This window comes from Acidovorax sp. ST3 (genome assembly GCF_003231145.1).
In the GTDB taxonomy this organism is placed as follows: Bacteria; Pseudomonadota; Gammaproteobacteria; order Burkholderiales; family Burkholderiaceae_C; genus Acidovorax.
In genome coordinates, this window is record NZ_QKVP01000001.1 from 319,823 (window position 1) to 343,335 (window position 23,513).

At 67.6% G+C, this 23,513-nt stretch carries 19 protein-coding genes; 9 read left to right on the forward strand and 10 right to left on the reverse strand.

Annotated features, from left to right (window positions below):
- The first annotated feature begins 115 nt into the window (after positions 1-115).
- Positions 116-1,162: a LacI family DNA-binding transcriptional regulator gene (locus DNK89_RS01460; protein WP_110958615.1), complete on the forward strand. Its 1,047-nt coding sequence runs from the start codon at positions 116-118 to the stop codon at positions 1,160-1,162.
- Positions 1,163-1,183: 21 nt separating this feature from the next.
- Here the strand turns inward: DNK89_RS01460 and DNK89_RS01465 are convergent, their stop codons facing one another.
- Positions 1,184-2,134 carry a DMT family transporter gene (locus tag DNK89_RS01465; RefSeq protein WP_015014012.1) on the reverse strand — a complete coding sequence of 317 codons (951 nt, stop codon included), beginning with the start codon at positions 2,132-2,134 and terminating at the stop codon, positions 1,184-1,186.
- 149 nt (positions 2,135-2,283) lie between these two features.
- Between DNK89_RS01465 and DNK89_RS01470 the strand changes: the two genes are divergently transcribed.
- Positions 2,284-3,189: a LysR substrate-binding domain-containing protein gene (locus DNK89_RS01470; RefSeq protein ID WP_110958616.1), complete on the forward strand. Its 906-nt coding sequence runs from the start codon at positions 2,284-2,286 to the stop codon at positions 3,187-3,189.
- A gap of 16 nt (positions 3,190-3,205) precedes the next feature.
- Here the strand turns inward: DNK89_RS01470 and DNK89_RS01475 are convergent, their stop codons facing one another.
- Positions 3,206-3,967 (reverse strand): DeoR/GlpR family DNA-binding transcription regulator, encoded by a 762-nt coding sequence (locus DNK89_RS01475; protein ID WP_110958617.1) that lies wholly within the window; start codon positions 3,965-3,967, stop codon positions 3,206-3,208.
- A 158-nt stretch (positions 3,968-4,125) separates the two neighbouring features.
- Here DNK89_RS01475 and DNK89_RS01480 point away from each other — a divergent pair, with 158 nt between their 5' ends.
- Complete coding sequence (locus DNK89_RS01480; RefSeq protein WP_110958618.1) at positions 4,126-4,758, forward strand: NUDIX domain-containing protein; 633 nt, start codon at positions 4,126-4,128, stop codon at positions 4,756-4,758.
- A gap of 21 nt (positions 4,759-4,779) precedes the next feature.
- Here the strand turns inward: DNK89_RS01480 and DNK89_RS01485 are convergent, their stop codons facing one another.
- Positions 4,780-7,152, reverse strand: coding sequence for a penicillin acylase family protein (locus tag DNK89_RS01485; RefSeq protein ID WP_110958619.1), 2,373 nt, complete (start codon positions 7,150-7,152; stop codon positions 4,780-4,782).
- A 137-nt stretch (positions 7,153-7,289) separates the two neighbouring features.
- On the opposite strand from DNK89_RS01485, the gene DNK89_RS01490 reads away from it, so the two are divergent.
- Both DNK89_RS01490 and DNK89_RS01495 read left to right on the forward strand, forming a co-directional pair.
- Entirely contained in the window at positions 7,290-8,387 is a 1,098-nt protein-coding gene (locus DNK89_RS01490) for a GlxA family transcriptional regulator (protein WP_238990653.1), read from the forward strand.
- A gap of 157 nt (positions 8,388-8,544) precedes the next feature.
- Positions 8,545-9,510: a class I SAM-dependent methyltransferase gene (locus DNK89_RS01495; RefSeq protein WP_110959141.1), complete on the forward strand. Its 966-nt coding sequence runs from the start codon at positions 8,545-8,547 to the stop codon at positions 9,508-9,510.
- A gap of 111 nt (positions 9,511-9,621) precedes the next feature.
- Here the strand turns inward: DNK89_RS01495 and DNK89_RS01500 are convergent, their stop codons facing one another.
- Positions 9,622-10,125, reverse strand: a complete 504-nt coding sequence (locus tag DNK89_RS01500; RefSeq protein ID WP_110959142.1) for a flavodoxin family protein — start codon at positions 10,123-10,125, stop codon at positions 9,622-9,624.
- A gap of 122 nt (positions 10,126-10,247) precedes the next feature.
- Between DNK89_RS01500 and DNK89_RS01505 the strand changes: the two genes are divergently transcribed.
- A complete protein-coding gene (locus tag DNK89_RS01505; protein WP_110958621.1) occupies positions 10,248-13,052 on the forward strand; it encodes a PAS domain S-box protein in 2,805 nt (934 codons plus the stop codon).
- Positions 13,053-13,083: 31 nt separating this feature from the next.
- Here DNK89_RS01505 and DNK89_RS01510 read toward each other — a convergent pair whose 3' ends face one another.
- Positions 13,084-13,599 (reverse strand): EVE domain-containing protein, encoded by a 516-nt coding sequence (locus tag DNK89_RS01510; protein ID WP_110958622.1) that lies wholly within the window; start codon positions 13,597-13,599, stop codon positions 13,084-13,086.
- A 316-nt stretch (positions 13,600-13,915) separates the two neighbouring features.
- On the opposite strand from DNK89_RS01510, the gene DNK89_RS01515 reads away from it, so the two are divergent.
- Positions 13,916-15,028, forward strand: a complete 1,113-nt coding sequence (locus DNK89_RS01515; protein ID WP_110958623.1) for a DUF3592 domain-containing protein — start codon at positions 13,916-13,918, stop codon at positions 15,026-15,028.
- 25 nt (positions 15,029-15,053) lie between these two features.
- Here the strand turns inward: DNK89_RS01515 and alkB are convergent, their stop codons facing one another.
- From alkB to DNK89_RS01540, 5 genes are all read right to left on the reverse strand, one after another.
- The gene (gene alkB, locus DNK89_RS01520) at positions 15,054-15,707 is read right to left on the reverse strand and encodes a DNA oxidative demethylase AlkB (protein ID WP_110958624.1); all 654 of its coding nucleotides are present in this window, start codon (positions 15,705-15,707) and stop codon (positions 15,054-15,056) included.
- 55 nt (positions 15,708-15,762) lie between these two features.
- A complete protein-coding gene (locus DNK89_RS01525; protein WP_238990654.1) occupies positions 15,763-16,527 on the reverse strand; it encodes a 2OG-Fe(II) oxygenase in 765 nt (254 codons plus the stop codon).
- Positions 16,524-17,657: a bifunctional DNA-binding transcriptional regulator/O6-methylguanine-DNA methyltransferase Ada gene (gene ada, locus DNK89_RS01530; RefSeq protein WP_110959144.1), complete on the reverse strand. Its 1,134-nt coding sequence runs from the start codon at positions 17,655-17,657 to the stop codon at positions 16,524-16,526. The genes DNK89_RS01525 and ada overlap by 4 nt, the downstream gene beginning before the upstream one ends.
- A 227-nt stretch (positions 17,658-17,884) precedes the next feature.
- Positions 17,885-20,740, reverse strand: coding sequence for a DEAD/DEAH box helicase (locus DNK89_RS01535; RefSeq protein WP_110958625.1), 2,856 nt, complete (start codon positions 20,738-20,740; stop codon positions 17,885-17,887).
- A 39-nt stretch (positions 20,741-20,779) separates the two neighbouring features.
- The gene (locus tag DNK89_RS01540) at positions 20,780-21,652 is read right to left on the reverse strand and encodes a LuxR family transcriptional regulator (protein WP_238990655.1); all 873 of its coding nucleotides are present in this window, start codon (positions 21,650-21,652) and stop codon (positions 20,780-20,782) included.
- Positions 21,653-21,818: 166 nt separating this feature from the next.
- Here DNK89_RS01540 and DNK89_RS01545 point away from each other — a divergent pair, with 166 nt between their 5' ends.
- Positions 21,819-22,295 carry a DUF3237 domain-containing protein gene (locus tag DNK89_RS01545; protein WP_056062938.1) on the forward strand — a complete coding sequence of 159 codons (477 nt, stop codon included), beginning with the start codon at positions 21,819-21,821 and terminating at the stop codon, positions 22,293-22,295.
- A 70-nt stretch (positions 22,296-22,365) separates the two neighbouring features.
- The gene (locus DNK89_RS01550; protein ID WP_203422172.1) at positions 22,366-23,403 is read left to right on the forward strand and encodes a tripartite tricarboxylate transporter substrate binding protein; all 1,038 of its coding nucleotides are present in this window, start codon (positions 22,366-22,368) and stop codon (positions 23,401-23,403) included.
- Positions 23,404-23,513: the final 110 nt, after the last annotated feature.

Genomic DNA, 23,513 nt, shown 5'->3' on the forward strand with positions numbered 1-23,513 from the left:
ATCTAGGGTTTGTACTGATCGAATTTGATGCCTTTCGGCACCGAAGCTGCAGTGATACTATCCGCAGAATTCATCAAATACCAGCAAACAAGATGATGGATTTTGATTGGTTTTTATGTCCAAACACCCCCGCATCCCCGATATCGCCAAGTTGTCCGGCGTCTCCACCGCCACGGTGGACCGGGTGCTCAACCAGCGCGCGGGCGTACGCAGTGCCACCGTGCAGCGCGTGATGCAGGCGGCCATCAACCTGGGGTATTTGCCGCAGGCAGAGGCGCACGCCACGCTGCAGGCCCAGCCACAGCCCCTGCGTTTGATGGTTCTGATCCCCGAAGGCAGCAACCGCTTTTTGCAGATGCTGGGTGACGTGATCGGCTACGCGCAGGAGCACTGGGCACCGTTCAACGTGCGCTGCCAGGCGGCCTACATCGAGAGCTTCAACCCAGATGCTTTGGCCAAAGCGCTACTGCACCATGGCAAGCGCTGCGACGGCATTGCCTTCATGGCGCTGGAGCACCCCGTGGTGCGTGAAGCCGTGGCCCAACTGGCCGATCAAGGTGTGCCCACCGTCACGCTGATCTCGGACCTGTCGAGCTCGCGCCGGGCGGCCTATGTGGGCCTGGACAACCGCGCCGCGGGCCGCACCGCGGGCTACCTCATTGCCCGCTTCATGGGCCCGCTGGCGCACAGCCGCAACGCCCGCGTGGCGATGATCGTGGGCTCGCTGCGCTACCGCGCGCATGAGGAGCGCGAGGCAGGCTTTCTGCACTTGTTCGAAGAACAATTCCCTTTGGTGCAGGTGGTGGGCGTGCGCGAGGGCCAGGACGACGCCGAGCGCAACTACCAGCAGGCGCGCAGCCTGCTGGAGCAGCACCCGGACCTGGCCGGCATCTACAACATCGGTGGCGGCGCCGAAGGCATCGGCCGCGCCCTCAAGGAGGCTGGGTTGGAGCACAAAGTCGTCTTCATCGGCCACGGCCTCACGCCGGACACCCGCGCGCTGCTGATCGACGGCACCATGGATGCGGTCATCACGCAGAACCCGCTTGGCGCGGTGATGAACTGCGTGCGCATCTTTGCCAACCTGCGGGACGGGCGGGACGCCACGAGCGGTGTGGAGGCCACGCGCAGCCAAGTCATTTTTCGGGAAAACCTGCCCTAGCCAGTCTGGCCGATGGCGGGCCTACATTGCAGGCTTGGCAGCCTTCGGCAAGGGTGTCGGTGCGCTGCGGCGCCCGATCAGCATCACCCCCGCGAGCACCAGCGCCGCACCACCCATCTGCCACCAGGTCAACGGTTCATCCAGCAGCCAGACGCCAAAAAAGATCGTCAGGATGGGGCCTAGCGTGCCGATGAGCGCGGTCTTGGAGGCGCCAATGCGGCGGATGGCGGCAGAGGTCATGAACACGGGCAACACCGTGGAGAATACAGCCATGCCCAGCGCATGCAGGTAGACCGGCGCGGGCTGCACCAGCGCACCCGCAGGCTGCGACACCACAAAATGCAGCAGCGTGGCGCCCGTGGAGACCAGCATGGCCAGCGCTGTGAAGCGCGCCGCGCCCATGCGGCGTATGGCCGGCTCGCTGCCTGCCTGGTAGAACGCATACGACACGGCCGAGCCAAACACAAACCCTGCGCCCACCAACACGGCGTGCGAATCGCCCGCCACATGCAGGTCGTGTGCAAAGGCCAAGCCGATGCCCGCGTAGGACAACAACAGTGCACCCAGCTCCCGGCGAGATGCCCGCTTGCCCATGAAGAGCACGCCGATCACGATGGTGAGCGTGGGGTAGGTGAAGAGGATCAGCCGCTCCAGGCTGGCGGTGATGTACTGCAGGCCGATGAAGTCGAGAATGCTCGCGCCGTAGTAGCCCAGCAGGCCCAGTGCCACGATGGCCAGCCAGTCGCGCCCCGCCAGCGGGGCCAGGTTGCGGCTGGCGCGCCAGCCCACCCAGGCGAACACGGGCACCGAAAACGCCATGCGCAGGCACAGCAGGGTGACGGAGTCCACCGGCGCAGGCTGGGGTACGGCATAGGCCAGCTTCACAAAGATGGCTTTGAACGAGAAACCCAGCGCCGCGAGGATGGCGAGGGCGAGACCAAGGCGTTCGGAGGACCAGTTTTTCCAGGGCATGTGTCGGGTTGGCGCTTTTCGTACGGTTATGCCGAACGATTTGCGTACTTTGTATCGGGATGGTTGGCATCCTGCCTTTGAATGCTGCAAGGCACAATTGCTGATCCAGCAACCATGCGTTCGTTACTGACGAACGCCAGGGGCCCGCTTTGAACTACGACCTCACCGACCTGCGCCTGTTTGTCGCCATTGCCGAAGAGCGCAACCTCACACGCGGCGCCGCGCGTGCCTACCTGGCGCCGTCGTCGGCCAGCCACCGGCTGCGGCGGCTGGAGGAGGCGCTGAACACCTCGCTGTTTGAGCGCCAGACGCGCGGCGTGGCGCTGACCCGCGCGGGCGAGGCCCTGCTGCGCAACGCCCGCCAGGTGCTGGCCAGCATCGAGCAAATGCATGCCAACCTCTCCCCCTTTGCCACCGGCATTCGCGGCCATGTGAGCCTGTGGGCCAACACGCATGCCACCCACACCTTTTTGCCGGCTGACCTGGCGGAATTCCTCAAGCGGCACCCCCAGGTCAGCGTGAGCCTGGAAGAGCGCACCAGCGCCGAGATTGTGGTGGCGGTGGCCAGCGGCGAGATCGAGGTGGGTGTGCTGGCCGACAGTGGCACGGGCGCGGGTGTGGAGTTGTCACCCTACCGGCAGGACCGCCTGGTGCTCATCGTGCCCGCAGGCCATGCACTGGCAGGGCGTGGCCGCGTGGGCTTTGCCGAGGTGCTGGACCAGGCCTTTGTGATGCTGCACGCGGGCTCGGCCATCCACACCTTCACGACCAATGCCGCCGCCGCGCTGGGGCGGCACCTGGATGTGCGCATTCAGGTGCGCAGCTTCGAGGCCGTGTGCCGCATGGTGGGCGCGGGCGTGGGCATCGGCCTGGTGCCCCGGGGTGCGGCCCTGCAGGTGGCGGGCCTGAGCGAGCCGCCGGTGCTGGTCGAGCTGGGCGAGCCCTGGGCGCAGCGCGACCTGCAGATTTGCGTGCGCAATGGGACCGTTCTGACCGGCTTCGCCGCAGCCCTGGTCGCGCACCTGCGCCAGGGCGGTGGCGCCGCTGCTGCCTGATTGCCTGTTTGCAGGATCAGCCTGCGGCAATCTCTACCTTGGCCCCACCGGCCTGCAGCTTTTTGCGCAGCGCCTGTGGCGTGGCGGCGGGCACCACCAACGCGGCCAGTTCGCGCAAGGGGGCCACGCTGAACGGCGATGCCGTACCCAGCTTGTCGAGGGAGGCCAGCACCACTGTCTCTGCCGCCCGCTGGTGCAGGGCGCGCTTGACGGCGGCTTCCTCGAAGTCTCCCGTGGTCAGGCCGGCCTCGGCATGCACACCGGTCACGCCCATCAGGTACAGGTCGGCCCGCAACTGGCCTGCGGCCTCGACCACGCTGGCCCCCACATTCACCATCGAGTGGCGGAACAAGCGCCCCCCCAGCACCAGCACCTCCACTTGCGTGTGCGTAGCCAGCGCCACGGCCACGGCCGGGCTGTGCGTGACCACGGTGGCGCGCAAGTCCAGCGGCAGGTGCTGCACCACCTGCAGCGATGTGGTGCCTCCGTCCACGATCACGACCTGGCCGGGCAACACCAGCGCGGCCCCGGCGCGGCCCAGGGCGCGCTTGTCATCGGGGGCCAGCTGCTCACGCGCCTGCAGATTGCCCATGGCGGCCGAGGCGGGCAGGGCGCCGCCGTGCACACGCTGCAAGCGGCCCTCGGCCGCCAGCTCGCGCAGGTCACGCCGTACGGTGTCTTCCGAGATCCCCAGCTCCTCGCTGAAGGCCTTGGCCACGATCTGGCCGTCTTGCTGAAGTCGAGCCAGCAGCAGCTGTTTGCGTTGGGTGGTCAGCATGAAGGGTTAAATCCGGTGATTGCACGAAGTTGCATGTTTGTGCATGATATTGCGTAAATCAATCTTGTCAAAACCATGTACTTACCACCAGACCACACTGCCTTCCTGCAGGCGCCCGCCGTATGTCACCACCCAAGCCGGCCAAAAGGGAGCCTTGCATGAGCCGCGCCGTGCCCGATGTCCCCATCGCCGAGCTGAACGCCCGCACCGAGCATGTGAAGCTGCTGGATGTGCAAGTGCTCTCCGACAACTGGTATGTGCTGCGCAATGTCACCTGCTCACTGCGCAGGCGCGATGGCCATTGGCAGACGATGAGTCGCGAGGCCTATGACCGGGGCAACGGCGCCGCGCTGCTGTTGTTCGACCCGCGCCGCAGCACCGTTGTGCTCACGCGCCAGTTTCGGCTGCCCGCTTTTCTCAACGGCTGCGTTGACGGTTTGCTGATCGAGACCTGTGCGGGCCTGCTCGACGGCGACGACCCCGAAACCTGTATCCGCCGCGAGGCCGAGGAAGAAACCGGCTACCGCGTGCGCCAGCCGCGCAAGGTGTTTGAGGCGTACATGAGCCCAGGCTCGGTGACGGAGAAGCTGCACCTGTTCGTGGCCGAATACGAGCCCGGCGACCGCATCCGCAGCGGCGGTGGGCTGGAGGGGGAGGGTGAAGACATCGAGGTGATCGAGATGCCGCTGGCCGACGCCCTGGCGGGCATTGCCAACGGCACGATTCAGGACGGCAAGACCATCATGCTGCTGCAACATGTGGCCTTGGAGCTGCGAGGCACCGCCCTGTAAAAAGGCGGCGCCCGCAGGTCATCAGGGCCGCACCAGCCGCAGTGGCTCGCCCACCCGGGCCTTCACCATGTCGTCGCGGTGGAAGGGCAGGGTGTGCCAGCGCTTGGCCGAGAACTCGCGCATCTGGTCGTTGGCGTGGGGAGATGCGGGGTTGGTGGACTGGCCGTAGGTCAGGATGGCCTGGGCCACCGGGCCCTTGGCGTCGAAGGTCACGGTCTGCACATAGCTGGTGCCGTAGTCGATGCGCAGGCCTGCCTTGTTGATGGGCGCGGGTTCCTGGCGGCCCAGGTTGTTGAGCACGCCTTCAAACTCCTCGCCGCCGTGCAGCGCAATCGCTTCTTCGGTGATGGCGGGGCGTTGCACGCTGCCCAGCGTAGCGTCGAGCGTGTAGCCGCTGGCGCGGATGGCCTTGACGGCGCCGTCCAGCGCCTCCCACACCTTGGCAGCGGTGGTGGCGTCGTCCATCTTCAGGCCTGCCGGGGTGGCCACGGGTTGCGCAGGGTCGAAGGGCACGCGGTGCACGCCGGGGATGTTGCGCGCGGTGCGCCAGAACTCGCGGAACACATGGGCGCCGCGGGCATCGACGTTGTTGCGGCGGTCCCAACCCTTGAGGGCGGCGCAGCCGTCGCGGGATTCGGCTGTGGGCGCCTTGTCGCAGGCGGCCAGCAGGTCGGGCACCACCACCTGAGCCATGAAGTTGCGGTTCTCAAACAACTGGCCCTGAATGGCCTGCAGCGTGACCTTGCCCCGGCCGAGCATTTCAGGAATCTCGGCCAGCCCGGCGCGGGTGCGTGGCCGGGTCAGGCTGGCGTCGCCCACCAGGGGCGAGATGCCCTCAAACTTTTGGCCGGGGTGGGTGTAGACAAAGCTGTCGTTGCTGTTGTGCACCCAGTCGGTGCGGAAGGCCACCGGCATGCGGCCGATGGGGATGAGCCCCGGCACGGGTGATGCGCTGTCGCGGCGCCAATCGCAGTCGGCGCGTGATCCGTTCAGCACCACCAAGCCGGCTGCGGCGCGCAGTGCGGCGGCGGGCTGGCTGGGGGCGCAACGGACGAGTTGGGCGGCGTCCACGTCGGGCACCACGCTCACGTCGGCATACATGGCCTGGCCGCTGCGGTCGGCCGCCAGGGTGTTCACCCAGGGCAGGCCCAGGTTGGCGTGGGCCTTGTGCAGGTCTTGTACCGAGCGGGCGCGGGCAAAGGCCAGGGCTGCGTCCATCATGCGGGTGTTGCCGGTGTTGGCGTCACGCAGGGCGTAGGCGGTCTTGGCGTTCCAGGTCAGGCCCGCGCGGGGCACCACCACCAGCGGGCCCCAGCGGGTGGACCACACGGCGTGCTCCCGCATCTGCAGCTTGCCGTCCGGGCCGGGGACCTGGGCGCTGATCTTGCGGGCGGTCATCTTCTCGGGCTTGCCGTCCACCAGGTAGGTGGTGGGGTCGCCTTCGACCAGCGTCACTTCGTAGAACGTAAAGCGCTTGCCGGTGGACACCGTGTGCGACCAGGCCACGTCCTTGTTGAAGCCGATGGAGACCATCGGGTAGGTGCCGATGCCCACGCCCATCACGTCCATCTGGCCGGGGATGGTGAGGTGCATTTCATAGAAGCGGTTGGGGCCGCTCCACGGGAAGTGCGGGTTGCCCAGCAGCATGCCGCTGCCGTTGGCCGTCACATCCTTGCCAAAGGCCCAGGCGTTGGAGCCCAGGGGCGAGTCGAGCAGGCCCACGTCGCGCAGCGCCTGCGCGGCATCGGCCAGGTTCACTGCAGAGGCGGGCGCCTGCGCCGCCTTGGCGGCGGGCGGCTGGGCGCCCAGCATGCCGTCGGCCAGCGCGGCAATACCGGCCTGCACGGCCACCACCTCGGCCATGCGGCGGTATTGGGCCATGGTCATGGGTTGTATCCACGGCTTGCCCCGGCAGGCCTCGGGCAGGGTGGCGGCGTTGTCGGCCAGAAACCGGTTGTAGCCCGCCACATAGCCGCGCGCCAGGGCCTGCGTTTCGGCACTGGTCTTGGCCCACGCGCGCTCCAGCATGGCGTCGTCCATGTGGGCGGCCATGAACAGGTCGATCTGCGCGTTGGGGATGTAGCGGCGGCCCAGCAGTCCGATGGTCTGCGCGCCGAAGGTGCTGCTGCGCTGGCCGCGTGCGGTGACAAGCTGGTCTGCCGTCATGCAGACGTTGTCTTGCGCGTAGGCGTACGCCACGCCGTAGGCCAGGGATTCGGGGTCGTTGGCGGTGATGTGCGGGATGCCGTAGGTGGTGCGCTCAATGGCCACGCTGCGGTCTGTGCCTGCCGCGCCTGGCTGGCTGGCGCAGCCCGCCAGAAAGAGGGCGGCGCAGGCTGCAGCCAGGGTGGTCAGGGCCATGGAAAGGCTGCGGTGGGTTGAGGGTTCGTGCATGGGTGGGTGTCTCCGTTTGTGTGGGCTCGCAACGCAGGCAATGGCTGCGGGGCGCTGTCGTCGCACGGTCATGCTACTGCCCGGTAACACTGTCAAGCAGTGGTGGTTTGGCCACAAAGGGTGGCAAGATCGCCATCATGCTCATTGCCAAAACTGCACTGCCGTCCTGCCTGAACGTGGGCATCCTCTGGGGACACGGCAGCATTGCCAGCACCGCCGCCGCTGCAGTGGACGCCCTGCGCGCCATGAACATGCTGGCGGCGATGCGCCCCGGGGGCGCGCAGCCCGTGGTGCGCTGGTTCTGGCTGCGCATGCCCCAGGAGCGCGATGCCGCCCCGCCGCCGGTGCCCGGCGCAGACCTGGGCCCTGAGGCACTGGATGTGGTCGTCATCCCCGGCTGGCTGGTCCCCACCGGGCCGCAATTGCGCGAGATCAGTCAACGCTACAGCCAGCACTTTGGCGCCATGCTGCGGGGCCACCTGCAGCGGGGCGGGCTGGTGGCGGCGCTGTTCAACGGGTCCAGCCTGCTGGCGCACTGTGGCCTGCTGGCGGGGCGGAAGGCGGCGTTGCCCTGGGTGTTTGCACCGTCCATCGTGCTGCAGTCCAGCGAGAGCGGCGCCAAGACTGCCGATGTGGCGGAAGTGATCTGGCAGCGGGAGCGAACCTGGCAGCGCGATGGCGCCCTGTGGACCACGGCCTCGCTGCAAGACACCCCGGCGGCGATGCTGGACCTGCTGGCCCAGACACCGGCGGCCGAGCTGGCGCAGGCCGCATCGCACGCGCTGCTGTTCGACCCCCAGCGCCAGCTGACCGCCACTACGGCCATGGAGACCCCCACGGGCCACCCCCTGGCTGCGGGCGCGCTGGAGCAGGCGCGGCGCTGGCTGCAGGACCACCGCAACGAGCCATACAGCCTGGAGGCCACGGCCCGCGCCGCCGCCACCAGCCCACGCACCTTGCTGCGCTGGTTTGCCCAGGTGCATGGCGAAACACCGCAGGACTACCTGCACCGGCTGCGCATTGCCCAGGCCCAGGCGCTGCTGCAGACCACCTACCTCACGGTGGACGACGTGGCGCAGCAATGCGGCTACAACGACACGGGCAGTTTTCGTAAGGTGTTCACCCGCGTGGCGGAGGTGACGCCAGGGGCCTACCGCCAGCGCTTCAAGCTGCGCACATCGCGCAAGCAGTGGCTGGGGCGGCAAGGGCTGCCTGGTGACGAAGGGTCGGTGTAGGCAGGCCGACGGCATTCGCTGTCGCTGGTGGGTGTTTGCGCCAGCGCCGGCGGCGATAATGCTGTATTGCTATTGAATCAATAGCTGCTCAGGCATGATTTACTAGCGCTTGGTGCCGTTTTGATTCTCAAACTGTTTTTTGCCGCCATTCTTCTTCATGCAAGCCCTGCTCGACGCCATTGCCGCCATGCCCCTGCCCACCGACGCCCAGCGCGTCTTCCACGGCCGGGGTGGTTTGTTTCCGGGCTGCGAGCAGTGGGTGCTGGACGCGTACCCGCCGGTGCTGGTGCTGACCAGCTTTGCGCCAGCCAGCGAAGCCGAACTGGAGACCATTGGCGCTGCGCTGCAGGTGCGCTGGTCTCAAATTGCACCTGCGGGCGAGCCGCTGAACTGGGTGTTCCAGCATCGGGGCGAGGCCCTGCGCATTGAAGGGCGCAGCGAAACGCGCCTGATGGCCGGTGCCGTGCCCGACCCGCATGTGGTCACTGAAGCGGGCGTGCGCTACCGCGTGCATGTGCTGCGCGGCCAGAACCACGGCCTGTTCCTGGACATGGCCGCGGGCCGCCGCTGGGTGCACGACTACGCCGCCGCGCGTAGCCAGGACCGCTACGGCCTCAAGGTGCTGAACTTGTTTGCCTACACCTGTGCTTTTTCTGTGGTGGCGCTGCAGGCTGGCGCCAAACAAGTGGTCAATGTGGACATGAGCCATGGCGCCATTGGCATCGGACAGCAGAACCACCAGCTCAACGGCATCACCTCGGGCGCCACCTTTCTGCCGCACGACATCTTCAGCAGCTGGGGCAAGATCAACCGCAGTGGGCCCTACGGCCTGGTCATCGTGGACCCGCCCAGCTACCAGAAAGGCAGCTTTGTCGCCACCAAGGACTACGCCCGCCTGATGCGCCGTCTGCCCGACCTGCTGGCCCCTGGCGGCCACGCGCTGCTGTGCCTCAATGCGCCCGAACTGGGTCTGGCCTTTTTGCAGGACCAGATGCAGGAGCTGGCGCCTGATCTGCGGTTTGTGGAGCGTGTGGCCAATCCACCTGTGTTTGCCGATGTGGATCCGCAGCGCGCGCTGAAGGTGCTGGTGTACCAAGCGCCTGAACTGGCGGCGGCAGCCTAAGAGCGGCTGACAAAACTCAGCGAAGCGGTTCTGGCTAGGCGCTGTGTCGCAGGCAGTACGAGCAGTACGACAAGACACAGCAACGACGCTAGAAGAGTCTTGTTAGCCGCTCTAAAACACCCCCATCCCCAGCCCCGCCGCCATGGCCTCACCCAGCGCGCGGCAGCGCTCCAGGTCGGCCGCTGCAATCTGCTTGAGGGCCAGAATGGCCTCGGGCGTTTGCGCGTGGGTGCAGACGATCAGTGGGTCTGCCACAGGCCGCAGGCGCCAGCCGGTGGCAATCCGTGCGATCTGGCGGGCTGCGTTGGTGCCGTCGCTGCCAGCGCAGACCAGGCTGGCATAGGGGCGGCCATTGATCCGGTCGAGTGCGCCGTAGTAGGTGCGGTCAAAAAAGTCCTTGAGCAGCCCGCTAACAGCCGCCAGGTTTTCAGGCGTGGCAAACAGGTAGCCATCGGCAGCCAATACATCGGCTACCTGGGCCTCGGGTGCAGGCAAGAGCCTTACTGCCACCCCGCTGTCAGCCGCCTGGGCGCCAGCAAAGGCGGCCTCCACCATCTGGCGGGTGCCGCCGGTGTGGGAGTGGTAGACGATCAGCAGGGTTTTGGTGGCGTGCATGGCGCCAGCATAGAGGACATGCATGCGGGTTTCTCCCCGCGCTGCTTTGCGCCACACTGCGTATGCGGCGCAGGGTTCGCTGACAGAATGGAGGCGTTCTGCATCCTGCATTTTCCGATTCCATGCGTCTGACTTCCTCCGTGTCCCGCTGGCTGCACACCACGCGAGCGCGCCTGACCCTGCTGTTTGGCGGCACTGCAGTGGCAACCGGCCTGGCGGTGGGCTTGCTGGCCGACGAGTTGTTGACGCGCCAGCTCACGGACCTCAGCGGGCAGTCGCTCATGAACTCCAGCCAGCCGATTGCGCTGGCACTGGCCCAGGGCATGCAAGAGCGGGAGCGCGAGATTTCGCTGCTGAGCCACCTGCCCATGCTGACCCAGGGGTCGGGTTACGACCCGCAACTGCAGGCCCACCTGGAGCAGATCCGGCAGTCCTATCCGTTCTATTCATGGATCGGTGTGACCGACACCCAGGGCGTGGTACAGGTGGCGACGGGCAACCTGCTGCAGGGCCAGGATGTGTCCCAGCGGCCCTGGTTTGGCGCGGGCGGCCAGGGCCCCTACGTGGGCGATGCGCACGACGCGGTGCTGCTGGACAAGCTGCTGCGCTCGCCGGGCAGCCAGGTGCCATTGCGCTTCATGGACTATGCCTCGCCGGTGCGTGGTCAGGACTCGGCCTTCAAGGGCGTGATTGCGGCCCATGTGAACTGGGCCTGGGTGCAGGACATCATCCAGCGCGCCAGCCCGGCCTCGCCCCTGGCGAGTGGGCTGGAGGTCATGCTGGTCAACAAGGACGGCGTGATCAACACCGAAGGTGCGGTGGATCAGCCCCGTGCGTCCTTGCCCATCCTGCCGGAGCCCGGCGCTTTCCGCGTGATGTCGTGGGGCGGTGCGTCCCCGCAGCCGTACCTGACGGCGGTGGTGTCGGTGCGCGCGCAGACCGCCACCGACCTGGGCTGGCTGCTGGTCACGCGGCAGCCGCTGGAGATGGCCCTGCAGCCCATCAGCCGCCTGCACACCCTGCTGGCACTGTTGCTGGGACTGATGGCAGCGTTGCTCGCCGGGCTGGCCTACGCGGTGGCACGGCGATTCAGCCAGCCGCTGGAGCGCCTGGCCAAGGCCGCCCAAGAGGTGCAGGCCACCGGGCAAGTGGCCGCGCTCCATGTCGATGTGAAGACGCTGGAGTTTCAGCACCTGCGTTCGGCCCTGGAGAACATGGCGCAAGGCCTGCTGGAGGGGCGTGCCGCGCTGCAAAGCGCCAATGCCGTGCTGGAGCACCGTGTGGCCGAGCGCACGCAGGCCCTGCACCAGAGCGAGCAGCGGTATCTCTCCATACTGGAAGACCAGACCGAGATGATTTGCCGGTTTGACGCCAGCAACCGCATGACCTTTGTGAACGAGGCGTTCTGCCGGCTGTTCCACCTGCGCCGCGACGAGGTCGTGGGCCAGGTGTGGGCGCCCATCGTGCACCCGGACGACCTGTCCATGGTCACGCGGGCGCTGCAGGGCGTCAGCCCCGCGCAGCCCCTGGTGGTGGTGGAAAACCGCGTGGTGGCGGGCGATGGCGCCATCCGCTGGTGCCAATTCAGCAACCGGGCGCTCTATGACGACGACGGCCAGTTGGTGGAGTGGCAGTCGGTAGGGCGCGACGTGACCGAGCGCCGCCAGCTCGAAGCCGAACTGGCGCAGGCCTCCGAGCGGTTCCAGGACCTGTACGACAACGCGCCCTGCGGGTACTACGCGCTCGACCGCCAGGGCAAGTACGTGCACCTGAACCTGCTGACCCTGCAATGGCTGGGTCTGCCGCGCGAGGAGGTGATTGGCAAGCTGGGGCCGGCTGACTTTTTCGACGACGAAGGCAAGGCACTGTTTGCATCGTGTTTCCCGGTGTTCTTGCAGAACGGCAAGATCGGCCCGCTGGAGTTCAACCTGTGCGGCCGGGGTGGCGAGCAACGTCGGGTGAGCGTGTCGTCCACCGCCATCCTCAATGCGCAAGGGGACTACGTGATGAGCCGCTCCATCATGTACGACGTGAGCGAGCTGCACGCCGCGCGCCAGCAGCTGCACACCCTGAACCTGGAACAGCAGGCGATGCTGGACAACGACCTGATCGGCATTGCCAAGGTCAAGGACCGTGTCATCGTCTGGCGCAACCCCGCGCTGGAGCGCATCTTTGGCTATGCGCCCGGCACCCTGCAGGGGCGCACGACCGAAGAGATGTACGTGGACCAGGAGGACTTTCTGGCCTTTGGCCGCGACGCCTATGCGGTGCTGGCCTCCGGCCAGCACTACCGGCAGCAGCGCCGCATGCGCAAGGTCACGGGCGAGATCGTGTGGATCGACGTCAACGGGGTGTTGCTGGAGGGGCAGGGCGAATCGCTGTGGCTCATGCAGGACATCACGGCCATGAAGCAGTACCAGGAGCAGGTGGAGCACATCGCGTTCCATGATGCGCTCACCCACCTGCCCAACCGGCTGCTGCTGGCCGACCGCATGACCCAGGCCTTTGCGCTGAGCGACCGCACCCAGACCCTGGCAGCGGTGTGTTATTTCGACCTCAACGGTTTCAAGCCCATCAATGACCGTTACGGGCACGACATGGGCGACGAGGTGCTCAAGATCACCGGCCGCCGCCTGCTGGAGCAGGTGCGGGGCAACGACACGGCCGCCCGCATCGGGGGGGATGAGTTTGTTCTGGTGCTCACCGCCGTGAAGGACCCGGCCGAGGTGGACCAGGCGCTGTGCCGGGTGATGGCGGCCATTGAACAACCCATTGACCTGGGCGGGGGCCGCGTGGTCCGTGTGTCAGCAGCCGTGGGGACGGCGCTTTACCCCCGCGACGGCACCACGAGCTTCGAGCTGCTGCGTGCGGCGGACCAGGCCATGTACGCCGACAAGGGGCATGTGTCGGCCGAGCGCAGCTTGTGACCTTTCCTGGGCCCCACTGCACCAATACCTATCAGTCGCCCTGCATCAGCACCCCAGTGATGTAGTCCCACTCAGACGCCTCCACCGGCGTGATCGACAGGCGGCTGCCCTTTTGCAGCACCCGCATGTCCGCCAGTGCCGGGTGGGCGCGCAGCTCGGCCAGGCTGATCAGTCGCGTCTTGCGAACGGCCTGCACGTCCAGCAACAGCCAACGAGGGTTGTCTGCCGGGGACTTGGGGTCGTGGTAAGGCGATGTGGGGTCGAACTGGGTGGGGTCTGCGCGGGTGCCGCTGGCCACGCGGGCCAGGCCGGCAATGCCGGGCTCGGGGCAGCTGGAGTGATAGAACAGCACCCCGTCACCCACTTGCATCGCATCGCGCATGAAGTTGCGGGCCTGGTAGTTGCGCACGCCTGTCCAGGGCACAGTCGCGCCTGGCGCGGCCAGAGCGTCGTCGATGGAGCACTCGTCCGGCTCGGACTTCATGAGCCAGAACTGGGCGGGCCGAGCGCTGGGGGCGATGCTGGAGAGGGAAGGGGCAGTGACCATGCACGCATTCTGTCAAAGATGGAGCGGGTAATGGCAGGTGGCGGCGGGTCTGGAGGTGCTGCTGACGAATGGTGTTTGCTATACAAGTGATAGCTATTTGGGCATGTTCGACTAGCGCTTGTGGCCCAAAACACCACAAAAGACCCGTAAGCCCATCGCATGGGGCCCGCCACCCGCACAGGCAGATTGCGCAGTGCTGGAGCGCGCCGCAGAATCTGGCATGGCGAGGTTCGTAGCCTCCGTCTGCCGGCAGGTAGCCACTCACTCGGCATTCTCAGCCCGCCAGTTGGCAGCCTTTTCTTACGCCCGTTCATTCATGGCCAGACACTCATCCACACCCGCCGCGCAACGTACCCCCAGCTCGGTTGCAGGCAAGACCCAGCGCGCCGGCGGCTGGCTGCTGGGCCTGTTTGCCCTGCCATTTGCAGCCGTGGGCGTGGGCATGCTGCTGCTCAGCGTGCTGCCTACGTTGTACGACTGGGCGCGCATGCAGTGGTGGCAACCAGTTCCGGCCACGTTGGAGGCGGCACGCCTGGAGACCAGCCGCAGCAGCAAATCCAGCTCCTACACCGTCAAGGCCAGCTACCGCTACCAGGTAGCGGGGCGTGAGTACCAGGGGGACCGCGTCGCGATCAGTGGTGGGGGTGACAACGTGGGCGATTTTCAGGAAGCGCTGGGTGCGCGGCTGGAACAGGCGTTGCGCGATGGCGCGCCGGTCCAGGTGTGGGTCAGTCCGTCCGACCCGTCGGAGGCCGTCATTGACCGCAGCCTGCGGCCCGGCCTGCTGGCCCTGAAGATGGTGTTTGTGGTGGTGTTTGGCGGCGTGGGCGTGGGTCTGCTGGTGCATGTGCTGCGCCCCACCCGCGCCGCGCAGGGCAGTGCGGGCAGCAGCGGCCAGCCGCTAACGGCGGGCATGCCCGGGCGGGTGGAGCGCATACCCGGCGGGGTGGCCATGTACTTTCCGGCCGGCCGGTGGTGGGGACTCAAGCTGGCGCTGGCAGTGATGGGGGCCGTGTTTCTGACGGTCGGGGCGCTGGTGCCCTGGGAGCAGGAGTCCTCCGGCGAGGTCGGGCCGTGGCTGTTTCGCCTGCTGTTTGGCGGTGTGGGCGGTTTGGTGCTGCTGGGCAGTTTCTACGCCCTGGCCAACAGCCTGCGTGTGCAGCTGGACCACAACGGCCTGCGCACCGAGCGGCGTCTGCTGGGCCTGATGCTGCGCTGGCACCAGGTGCCCCCGCACGACATTGCCCGGCTGCGGGTGGTGGAGAGCTACACGGTGGAGAGCAACAGCAGACGCGACGTTTACTACCGCATCACAGCCGAGCTGCGGGGCGGGCGGCAGCTCACCATCGCCCAGGACCTGAAGGGGCGCGCCCAGGCCGACAAGCTGCTGGCGTCCATTGGCAGCTGGACCGGCTACGCCACGCGCTGAGTGCTGTGGTGCCGCTGAGACGACCTCAACCGGCCTTTCTGAAGGTGAGGTTGATGCGGTGCGCACCCGTCGACGGGTGGTGCGCCTCGGGCAAGGGCAGCACCCCATGAAAGCGCAACCGCGCCGGTCCGCCCCACACCACCACATCGCCGTGCAGCAGCGCAATGCGGCGGGTCTTGTCCGCCCGCTGCGCGCCGCCCCACAGAAACACCGCCGGAACGCCCAGCGACACGGACACGATGGGATGGGCGTAGTTGCCTTCGTCGCGGTCCTGGTGCAATGACAGGCGCGTGCCGGGGGCATAGCGGTTGATGAGGCAGGCATCGGGCGCAAAACCGGCGAAGCCAGCCGTTTCAGCTGCTTCGAGCGCCAGCTGGCGAAACAGCTGCGGCATGGCGGGCCAGGCCTGGCCGGTCTGCGGGTCGACAGGGTCATAGCGGTAGCCGCTGCGGTCACTCACCCAGCCCAGCGCGCCGCAGTTGGTCATGGCCACCGACATGGTCAGGCCGCCAGGGGTCACCAGGTGCCTGAAAGGCGCCTGGGAGGTGACCTGCTGCACCGCAGCCAGCAAGTCCGCCGCCTGCGCCAGCGCAAAGCCGCGCAGCACCAGGGCGCCGGGCTCCAGCACCTCGGGTGGCCGGGCGGGCTGGGGTGGGTCGTCGAACAGGCTGGCGGTCATGGCATCTGTCATCTTTGGTGAGGGGCTGCCTGCAACGGCTTTGGCGGTGACAACCTCATTCAGCATCATGAAAGATGATGCCCAGCGTGTGCCGCTGCCCGCTGCGCAAGCGGCTCACGCCATGGCGCATCTGCACGCGGTAGGGCCCGCGCGTGCCCTGCACGGGGCGGTGGTGCACGGCAAACACCACGGCGTCGCCGCGCGATAGCGGCACCACCTCGGCGCGTGACTGCATGCGTGGGCGCTGTTCGGTCAGCACGAACTCGCCGCCGGAGAAGTCGCGCCCCGGCTCCGACAGCAGGATGGCCACCTGCAGCGGAAACACATGCTCGCCGTACAGATCCTGGTGCAGGCAGTTGTAGTCGCCCGGCCCGTACTGCAGCAGCAGCGGGGTGGGGCGCACCTGGCCGGCGGCGTGGCAACGGGCGATGAAGTCGGCATGCTGCGCGGGGTAGCGCACGCCGATGCCCATCGCGGCGTTCCACTGGTTGGCGATGGTGGCCAGATGCTGGTACAGCGCCTCGCGCAGACCCGCCACCCGGTCAGGCAGCGGGTAGCTGAAGTACCGGTATTCACCCTGGCCAAAGCCGTGGCGTTGCATGACCACGCGGCTGCGAAACGTGCCCTCTGGCGCGTGCCCGTACATCCGGGCCAGCGCTGCGCATTCGGTGGCGTCCAGCAGTTGGTGCAGCACGGCATTGCCATGCTGGTGCAGGGCGTCGGTGGTGCTTTGCCAATCGATAGCGGCCGCGCGTTGGTGCCACAGGCCGTCCGCTGGCGTGCCGGATGTTGAAAGAGTCGAAAGAGTCGCCAAGCTCATGCCACCTTCTCCGCCGGCAGCGGGGCCGCCTCTACGTCGGACTCGCGCGCCAGCAGGGCACGTTTGCGCTCCACGCCCCAGCGGTAGCCCGACAGCGCGCCATCGCTCTTCACCACCCGGTGGCAGGGAATGGCCACTGCCAGCCCATTGGCCGCACAGGCCTGGGCCACGGCCCGCACGGCCTTGGGGCTGCCAATGCGCTGCGCCACCTCGGCGTAGCTGGCCGTCTGCCCGGCCGGGATGGCCTGCAGCACCCGCCACACCCGCTGCTGGAACGCGGTGCCGCGCACATCCAGCGGCAGGTTCAGCCCCAGGCCGGGCGCCTCGACAAACGCCACCACCTGCGCCACCAGGGCTTCAAATGCGGCGTCGCCGCCGATCAGGCGGGCCTGCGCAAACCGATCCTGCAGCTCGCGCAGCAGCGCATCGGGGTCGTCGCCCAGCAAGATTGCGCAGATGCCCCGGTCGCTCTGCGCCACCAGAATCGCGCCCAGCGAGCACTGGCCGATGGCAAAGCGGATGTCTTGCGACGCACCCCGCGCACGGTACTGGCTGGGCCGCATGCCCAGCACCTGGGCAGACTGTTCGTAAAACCGGCTGCTGGACTGATAGCCCGCGCCATAGATCGCGTCCGTCACCGAGTCCGTGGTCGGGCTGTCGAGCGCACTGCGCAGCCGTTGCGCACGCTGGGCCACTGCATAGGCTTTGGGGGTGAGGCCCGTGGCCTGTTTGAAGATGCGGTGCAGGTGCGAGGCACTCAGGCCCACACGTGCTGCCAGTGCATCGAGGGTGGGTGCCTCACCGGGCGCGGCGCTTTCGATGATGCGGCAGGCTTCCGTCACCAGCGCCGCGTGGTGCGACAGCGCGGTGGCCTGGCGCGGCTTGCAGCGCTGGCAGGGGCGAAACCCGGCGCGCTCCGCATCGTCGCAACTGGCATGGAACAGCACGTTCTCTGGCCGGGGTGTGCGCGACGCGCAGCTGGGGCGGCAGTACACGCCCGTGGTCTGCACCGAGTACCAGAACGTTCCATCGGCCCCAGTGCTGCGCGCCACCACCGCCGCCCAGCGCGGGTCGGCCTGGGTAGCGGCTGCCTGCGCGGCTTTGGTGTTGAGGCGGCGGCGGGTGGGCATGGGGGTGCTGCGGGGCAGAAAGGTGGACACGTTCATCATGGTGCACGGCTCACAAGGTGGGTTGCAATGCCATGCACTCTAGGGACGGAGGCCGTGGGGCGCACTCCGAAGCTTGCTTTTGAATTCTGCGCTTTTGCGCAAGGCTCCCCGCACGGATGAATTTGCTCACTTATTGATAGCTGCCAGCGCATGATTTACTAGCGCTGCAAGGTAAAAATGCCCAAAACTCAGGTTTCAGGTGGCTGCAGCGGCCGGGGCCGCCGTTTGCCCGTGCCACCCCAGCGCAGCGCGTCTTCGCCGGGGATGCCCAGCGGGTTGTTGGCCGGTTCGGCCAGGGGCGCGAGCAGCGCGTGCAGGTCGGCCTCGCTGAACTTGACTGCGCCTTCGGCATCGTGCCCCAGCACGCCCTGGGCCAGCGCGGCCTTGCGGGCCTGCAGCTCCAGCATGCGCTCCTCAATGCTGCCTTCCACCACCAGCTTGTAGACGAACACCGGCTGGTCCTGCCCGATGCGGTGGGCGCGGGCGGTGGCCTGTTCTTCGACGGCGGGGTTCCACCAGGGGTCCAGGTGGATCACGGTGTCGGCGGCCGTGAGGTTCAGGCCCAGGCCCCCGGCCTTGAGGCTGACCAGCAGGATGGGGGCGCTGGTTGCGTCCTGCGCCTGGAACTGCCGCACCACCGCGCCACGCTGGCGGGGTGGCGTCTGGCCTGTGAGGGTGAGGTAGGGCAGGGCCAGGGTGTCGAGCAGCTCGGCCGCCAGCGCCAGCATTTCGGTGAATTGCGAGAACACCAGCACGCGGCGGCCTTCATCGACCAGGGCGGGCAGCAGATCGGCCAGCAGATCGAGCTTGGCGCGTTCCATCGAGTGCGCCGTTTTCGTGGTGCCTTTGACGAGGCGTGGATCGCAGCAGACCTGGCGCAGTTTCAGCAGGGCATCGAGGATGGCGATTTGCGAGCCTTCAAAACCCTGCCGCTCCAGCGCACGGCGCACCTGTTTGTCGGCCGTGGTGCGCACGGCCTCGTACAGCTCGCGCTGCTTGCCTTGCAACTGCACGCGCAGGATGGTTTCGGTGCGTGGTGGCAGTTCGGTGGCAACGTCCTGCTTGCGGCGGCGCAGGATGAAGGGGCGCACGCGCTGCGACAGCAGCTGGGCGCGCAGGGTTTCGCCGTTTTCTTCGATGGGCTTGCGCCAGCGGGCGTTGAAGCTGCGCACATCACCCAAAAAGCCGGGCATCAAAAAGTCGAACTGCGCCCACAGCTCGCCCAGGTGGTTCTCCAGCGGCGTGCCGGTCAGGCACAGCAGGTGCGGGGCCTGCAGCTTGCGCAGGGCGCGGGCGCTGCGGCTGCCGGCGTTCTTCACCATCTGGGCTTCGTCCAGGATCAGCAGGTGAAAGGGCTGCGCGGCCAGTGCCTCCACATCACGCCACAGCAGCGGGTAGGTGGTCAGCACCAGGTCGTGGTCGGCGATGTGCCGGTAGCGTTTGCCGCGGTCGGCGCCATGCAGGGCCAGCACGCGCAGGCTGGGCACCATGCGCGCGGCCTCGGCCTGCCAGTTGAAGAGCAGCGAGGTGGGTAGCACCACCAGCGCCGGGCGGGTCAAACGCCCGGCCTCTTTTTCGGTCAGCACGTGGGCCAGCGCCTGTGCGGTTTTGCCCAGGCCCATGTCGTCGGCCAGGATGCCTCCCAGGCCCTGGGCGCGCAGGTATTGCAGCCAGGCCAGCCCTTCGAGCTGGTAGGGGCGCAACTGCACCTGCAGGCCCTGCGGTGCGGCCACCGGTTGGGGTGTGCCGATAGAGCGCAGGCGCTTGGCGAGGTGTGCCAAACCCACATCGCCCTGCAATTGCCAGTCGTTATTCCAGCCGTTCACCGTGCCCACGCGGTGCGCCAACACCAGCCCGGCGCGCAGGGCCTCGATGCGGCGGGCCTCCCAGGCGCCCAGGCGCAGCGGGTCGCCATCCTTCAGCTGTTTGCGGGTGGGGTCGGTCAGCAGGTCCACCATGGCGCCTACGATGGCCTTGAGCGGCCCGGCGGGCGCCTCGATGCGCTTGCCGCCGGGCGCACGCAGCGAAATGATGGCGATGTCGTCGATCGCGGCCATCTGCCGCGCGTTGAGCCAGCGGGCGTCGCGCCGCAGCAGGTCGGCCAGCATGGGGGCCAGGTCCAGCGTCTGCCCGTCGATCTCGATGCCCAGGCTCAGCAGCCAGGCGCCCTCGCGCTCGGGCAGCATGAGCTTTTGCACGGGGCGCTCGCGCGGGGCCAGCGGCCCGTCCACTTCCTTGCCCAGCAGTTCGCCGGTGTCGGGGGCGATCAGCAGCTTCCAGCGCTGCACGGGCACGCTTTCGTGCGCAAAGCCGGGGTGCACCACCACGCTCCAGCCTTCGGTGCGCAACTGGGGAACCACATCGGCCCAGAAGTCGCCGAAGTGCGCCTCTTGTGCCAGGGTCCACACAGGGCCCAGCGTGGCAGCGGCTGCGCGGTGGCGCCACTGCAGGCTTTTGGGGTCCACGGGGGTCAGGCCCAGGTCCCATACACGGTCCATGGCATCGGCCTCGGCCGCCAGGTTGCGCTGCATGCGCACCATCGGGCCACCGGTGTCGAACAGGTCTTGCACCGGGGCCGGGCGGGCGTTGAGGATGGAGGTGGGAGCGGGCGTCTGCCAGGTGGCGCCGCTGTCGGTGCGGTAGGTCCAGTCGATCTGCACCAGCGTCACGCTGTCACCGCGCGGGCCCAGCTTGCCCTGGGGCGCCATGCCCAGCAGGCCGTCGCCCCGGCCCAGGGTCATGAGGGTGATGCGTGGGCGGAAGTGGCCGGGGACAACGCCGTCGGGTGTGTCGGGTGTGTCGGGTGTGTCGGGTGTGTCGGGTGTGTCGGGTGTGTCGGGCGCCGCGCTGTGGCCCGGCCGGTGCCCGCCATCGCCCCGCAGCTGGGCCATGACCTGCGCGGCCTCGGCATCGGTCAGCGGGGGTAACTGCTGCAGGGCGGCGCTGTCAGCCCGGTTGCGCAGGGCCTGGGCCCATTGCGCGACCACGTGGGCACGGCCTGCAGGGGGCGTGGGTGGAACGGGCAACGGCGGCAAGCTGGGCATGGGCTGGCATTGTGCCCATGCGCAGTGCGGCGCTGGACGCTAAGCGCTGCGTTGGGTGCCCAGCGCCAGCGCAAACAGCTCGTTGCGAAAGTGGATGCCCAGGCGGCTGAACGCGCGGTTGCGGTAGGTTTTGACGGTGGGCAGGCTCAGGCCCAGGTCGCAGGCAATGCCTTCCTGCGTCATGCCTTGCAGCAGGCGGGCGCACACGTCCAGCTCGCGCTCGGTCAGCCCTGGGTGGGCGCGCAGCAGGCGTTCGCGCAGCGCAGGCAGGCTGTGGGACAGCGCGGGCACCGTGGCCTGCGCCGAGGGCTGCAGTGCGGGTTGCAGCACGCCGGGACGCTGTGCCAAGGCGATGTGTTTGCGGGTCAGCGCCAGCAGCACCGGGGCCATGCCCTCAAAGTCGCTGATCTGCCGGTCCTGAAACGGCTTTTGGTGCTGGTGGCGGTAGAAGTTGACGGCGAAGACCGAGCCATCGCTCTCGTGTTCCACCACCGACACCCGCTCGGCCACGCCATGGGCTTCGTACACGCGGGCGCGGTGTTCTGCGTCCACCTCGGGCGCGGTCAGGTGGCACAACTGGGTGGGTGCTTCGGCGGGGGCGGCTTCGTCCAGCGAGCGGCCCCAGGTGCGGTCGGTGCGGTAGGGGCCCGAGAGGTAGGCCCACCAGCAGTCCTGCGTGGTATCGGGAATGCCGTAACTGGCCGACATGAACAAGGTGGGTTTGCAATGGCGCCCGGTGCGGTACACCGACCACGACGCTGCGGGCAGCACGGGGGCCAGCTCTTGCAGCATGCCGCAGGCAAACCCGTCGTCGCCCAGCTGGTGAACCATGGCGCCCAGGGCCGAGCCCGTGAGGTTGGGCGTGGGGGCAATGCCGCTGCCCGAGGTGCTTGCAGGGAGCCAATGCCTCATGAATTGCGCGGGGTGTGCCGGGTGGGCGTTGTCATGGCTGTCATCTTCAGGGATGACAGGGGTCAAGCACCACGGGATTTACGCTAGGTGCAACCCCGCAAGCAGGCTGGGTGCAAGCCGTCCAGCATGCGCCATCCCCTTGCCAGACACCCGAAAGATGGAGCCCATGACCGAACCCGTGCCCTTTGTGGAACCCCGTTTGCGATTTTTTGCCGACCTGCGCGTGGAGGTGGGCGTGCCCCAGGAGGTAGGCCGCACCGTGCACGGCCTGCGCCGGCTCATCCCCATCCTGGGCGGGAAGGCCCAGGGCGACGGCTGGCAGGCCCGGGTGATGCCTGGCGGGGCGGATTTTCAGCTCATCGTGAGCGACACCCTGGCCGAGCTGGACGCGCGCTACACGCTGGAGGCGGATGGCGGCGACCTGATCTATGTGCAAAACCGCGCCGTGCGGTCCGGCCCGCCCGAGCTGATGGCCCGCCTGGTGCGTGGAGAGGTGGTGGACCCGGCACAGATCTACTTTCGCTGCAGCCCCCAGTTCGAGACAGCGTCTCCTGCGCTGCGATGGATTGGCGAGCGCATGTTCACCGGCACCGGGGCGCGGTTCCCGGACGCCGTGGCCATGCGGTTCTGGGAGCTGATGTAGCCGCACCGCAGTCCTGCTATTCCTTTTTTTGATGACCGACAGCACACAACAACACCCTGGAGACCTTGTCATGACCTCTTTTTCCACGCTCACCCGCACCTTGTCTCGTGGACTCTCCCGCCGCCATGCCCTGCGCAGCGTCTGCCTGGCAGCTACGGTGGTGGCGGGCCTGGCCCCTGCCACCGGCGCCCTGGCGCAGACGGCGGGCTACCCCAACAAGCCGGTGCGCATCATCGTAGGCTTTCCGGCGGGCACGGGGCCGGACATCGTGGCGCGGCTGCTGGCGCAAAAGCTGTCGGAAGGCTGGGGCAACCTGGGCGTGATCGTGGACAACAAGCCCGGCGCCGGTGGCCTGATTGCTGCGACCGAGGCCGCACGCGCCGCCCCCGATGGCTACACGCTGATGCTGGGCGAAACCGGCCAGCTCAGCATTGCGCCCAGCAGCTACAACAAGCTGCCATACGACCCGCAAAAGGATTTTGCGCCCGTGAGCCAGGTGGTCACCGCTGACTTTGCGTTGCTGGTCAACCCGCAAAAGGTGCCGTCGCGCAATGTGAAGGACTTTGTGGCCTGGACCCAGCAACAAAAGGGCCTGTTCCTGGCCACCTTTGGCGCGGGCACGCCGGGTCACTTCGGCGCCTTCATGTTTGGCGAGGCGGTCAAGCTCAAGCCCGAACCCGTGCACTACAAGAACACCACCGATGCGCTGGGCGGCCTGTTCAGCGGTGATGTGCAGGGCGTGTTTGCCAGCGTGGGCCTGGCCGCGCCCAACGTGAAGGCCGGCAAGCTGGTGGCGCTGGGCACCACAGGCGGTACCCGGTCCAACGCGCTGCCCGACGTGCCCACCATCAAGGAGCAGGGCTACCCCAGCCTGGAGTTCAACTCGTGGTTTGGCATCGTGGCCCCTTCCAAGACGCCCCCCGAGATCGTCGCCAAGCTGAGCGCCGACATCATCAAGGCCGTGCAGTCGCCCGAGGGCAAGGCCAAGATGGAAGAGGCCGGTTTCCGCGTAACGGGCACCAACCGCGAAGAGTTCGCCCGCATCATCGCGGCCGACACGGTGACCTGGGGCAAGGCCGTGGCCGCCACGGGCTTCAAGGCCGACTGAGTCGGTACGGGCCCGTTATCAAAGGGCGCAAAGCCCTGCGATAGCAGCAAGGCCCTTCGCCCTCCAAAAAATCTGCGCACCTTCTTCTGCGACGCCCTGACGGCCGTCGC

Coding starts and splice junctions, on each gene's coding strand:
- DNK89_RS01460 (WP_110958615.1), top strand. CDS start 116: ATGTCCAAACACCCCCGCATCCCCGATATCGCCAAGTTGTCCGGCGTC.
- DNK89_RS01490 (WP_238990653.1), top strand. CDS start 7,290: ATGCTCATTGCCAAAACTGCACTGCCGTCCTGCCTGAACGTGGGCATC.
- DNK89_RS01495 (WP_110959141.1), top strand. CDS start 8,545: ATGCAAGCCCTGCTCGACGCCATTGCCGCCATGCCCCTGCCCACCGAC.
- DNK89_RS01465 (WP_015014012.1), bottom strand. CDS start 2,134: ATGCCCTGGAAAAACTGGTCCTCCGAACGCCTTGGTCTCGCCCTCGCC.
- alkB (WP_110958624.1), bottom strand. CDS start 15,707: ATGACCGCCAGCCTGTTCGACGACCCACCCCAGCCCGCCCGGCCACCC.
- DNK89_RS01525 (WP_238990654.1), bottom strand. CDS start 16,527: ATGAGCTTGGCGACTCTTTCGACTCTTTCAACATCCGGCACGCCAGCG.
- DNK89_RS01515 (WP_110958623.1), top strand. CDS start 13,916: ATGGCCAGACACTCATCCACACCCGCCGCGCAACGTACCCCCAGCTCG.
- DNK89_RS01480 (WP_110958618.1), top strand. CDS start 4,126: ATGAGCCGCGCCGTGCCCGATGTCCCCATCGCCGAGCTGAACGCCCGC.
- DNK89_RS01505 (WP_110958621.1), top strand. CDS start 10,248: ATGCGTCTGACTTCCTCCGTGTCCCGCTGGCTGCACACCACGCGAGCG.
- DNK89_RS01510 (WP_110958622.1), bottom strand. CDS start 13,599: ATGGTCACTGCCCCTTCCCTCTCCAGCATCGCCCCCAGCGCTCGGCCC.
- DNK89_RS01550 (WP_203422172.1), top strand. CDS start 22,366: ATGACCTCTTTTTCCACGCTCACCCGCACCTTGTCTCGTGGACTCTCC.
- DNK89_RS01485 (WP_110958619.1), bottom strand. CDS start 7,152: ATGCACGAACCCTCAACCCACCGCAGCCTTTCCATGGCCCTGACCACC.
- DNK89_RS01475 (WP_110958617.1), bottom strand. CDS start 3,967: ATGCTGACCACCCAACGCAAACAGCTGCTGCTGGCTCGACTTCAGCAA.
- ada (WP_110959144.1), bottom strand. CDS start 17,657: ATGCCCACCCGCCGCCGCCTCAACACCAAAGCCGCGCAGGCAGCCGCT.
- DNK89_RS01535 (WP_110958625.1), bottom strand. CDS start 20,740: ATGCCCAGCTTGCCGCCGTTGCCCGTTCCACCCACGCCCCCTGCAGGC.
- DNK89_RS01500 (WP_110959142.1), bottom strand. CDS start 10,125: ATGCACGCCACCAAAACCCTGCTGATCGTCTACCACTCCCACACCGGC.
- DNK89_RS01540 (WP_238990655.1), bottom strand. CDS start 21,652: ATGAGGCATTGGCTCCCTGCAAGCACCTCGGGCAGCGGCATTGCCCCC.
- DNK89_RS01545 (WP_056062938.1), top strand. CDS start 21,819: ATGACCGAACCCGTGCCCTTTGTGGAACCCCGTTTGCGATTTTTTGCC.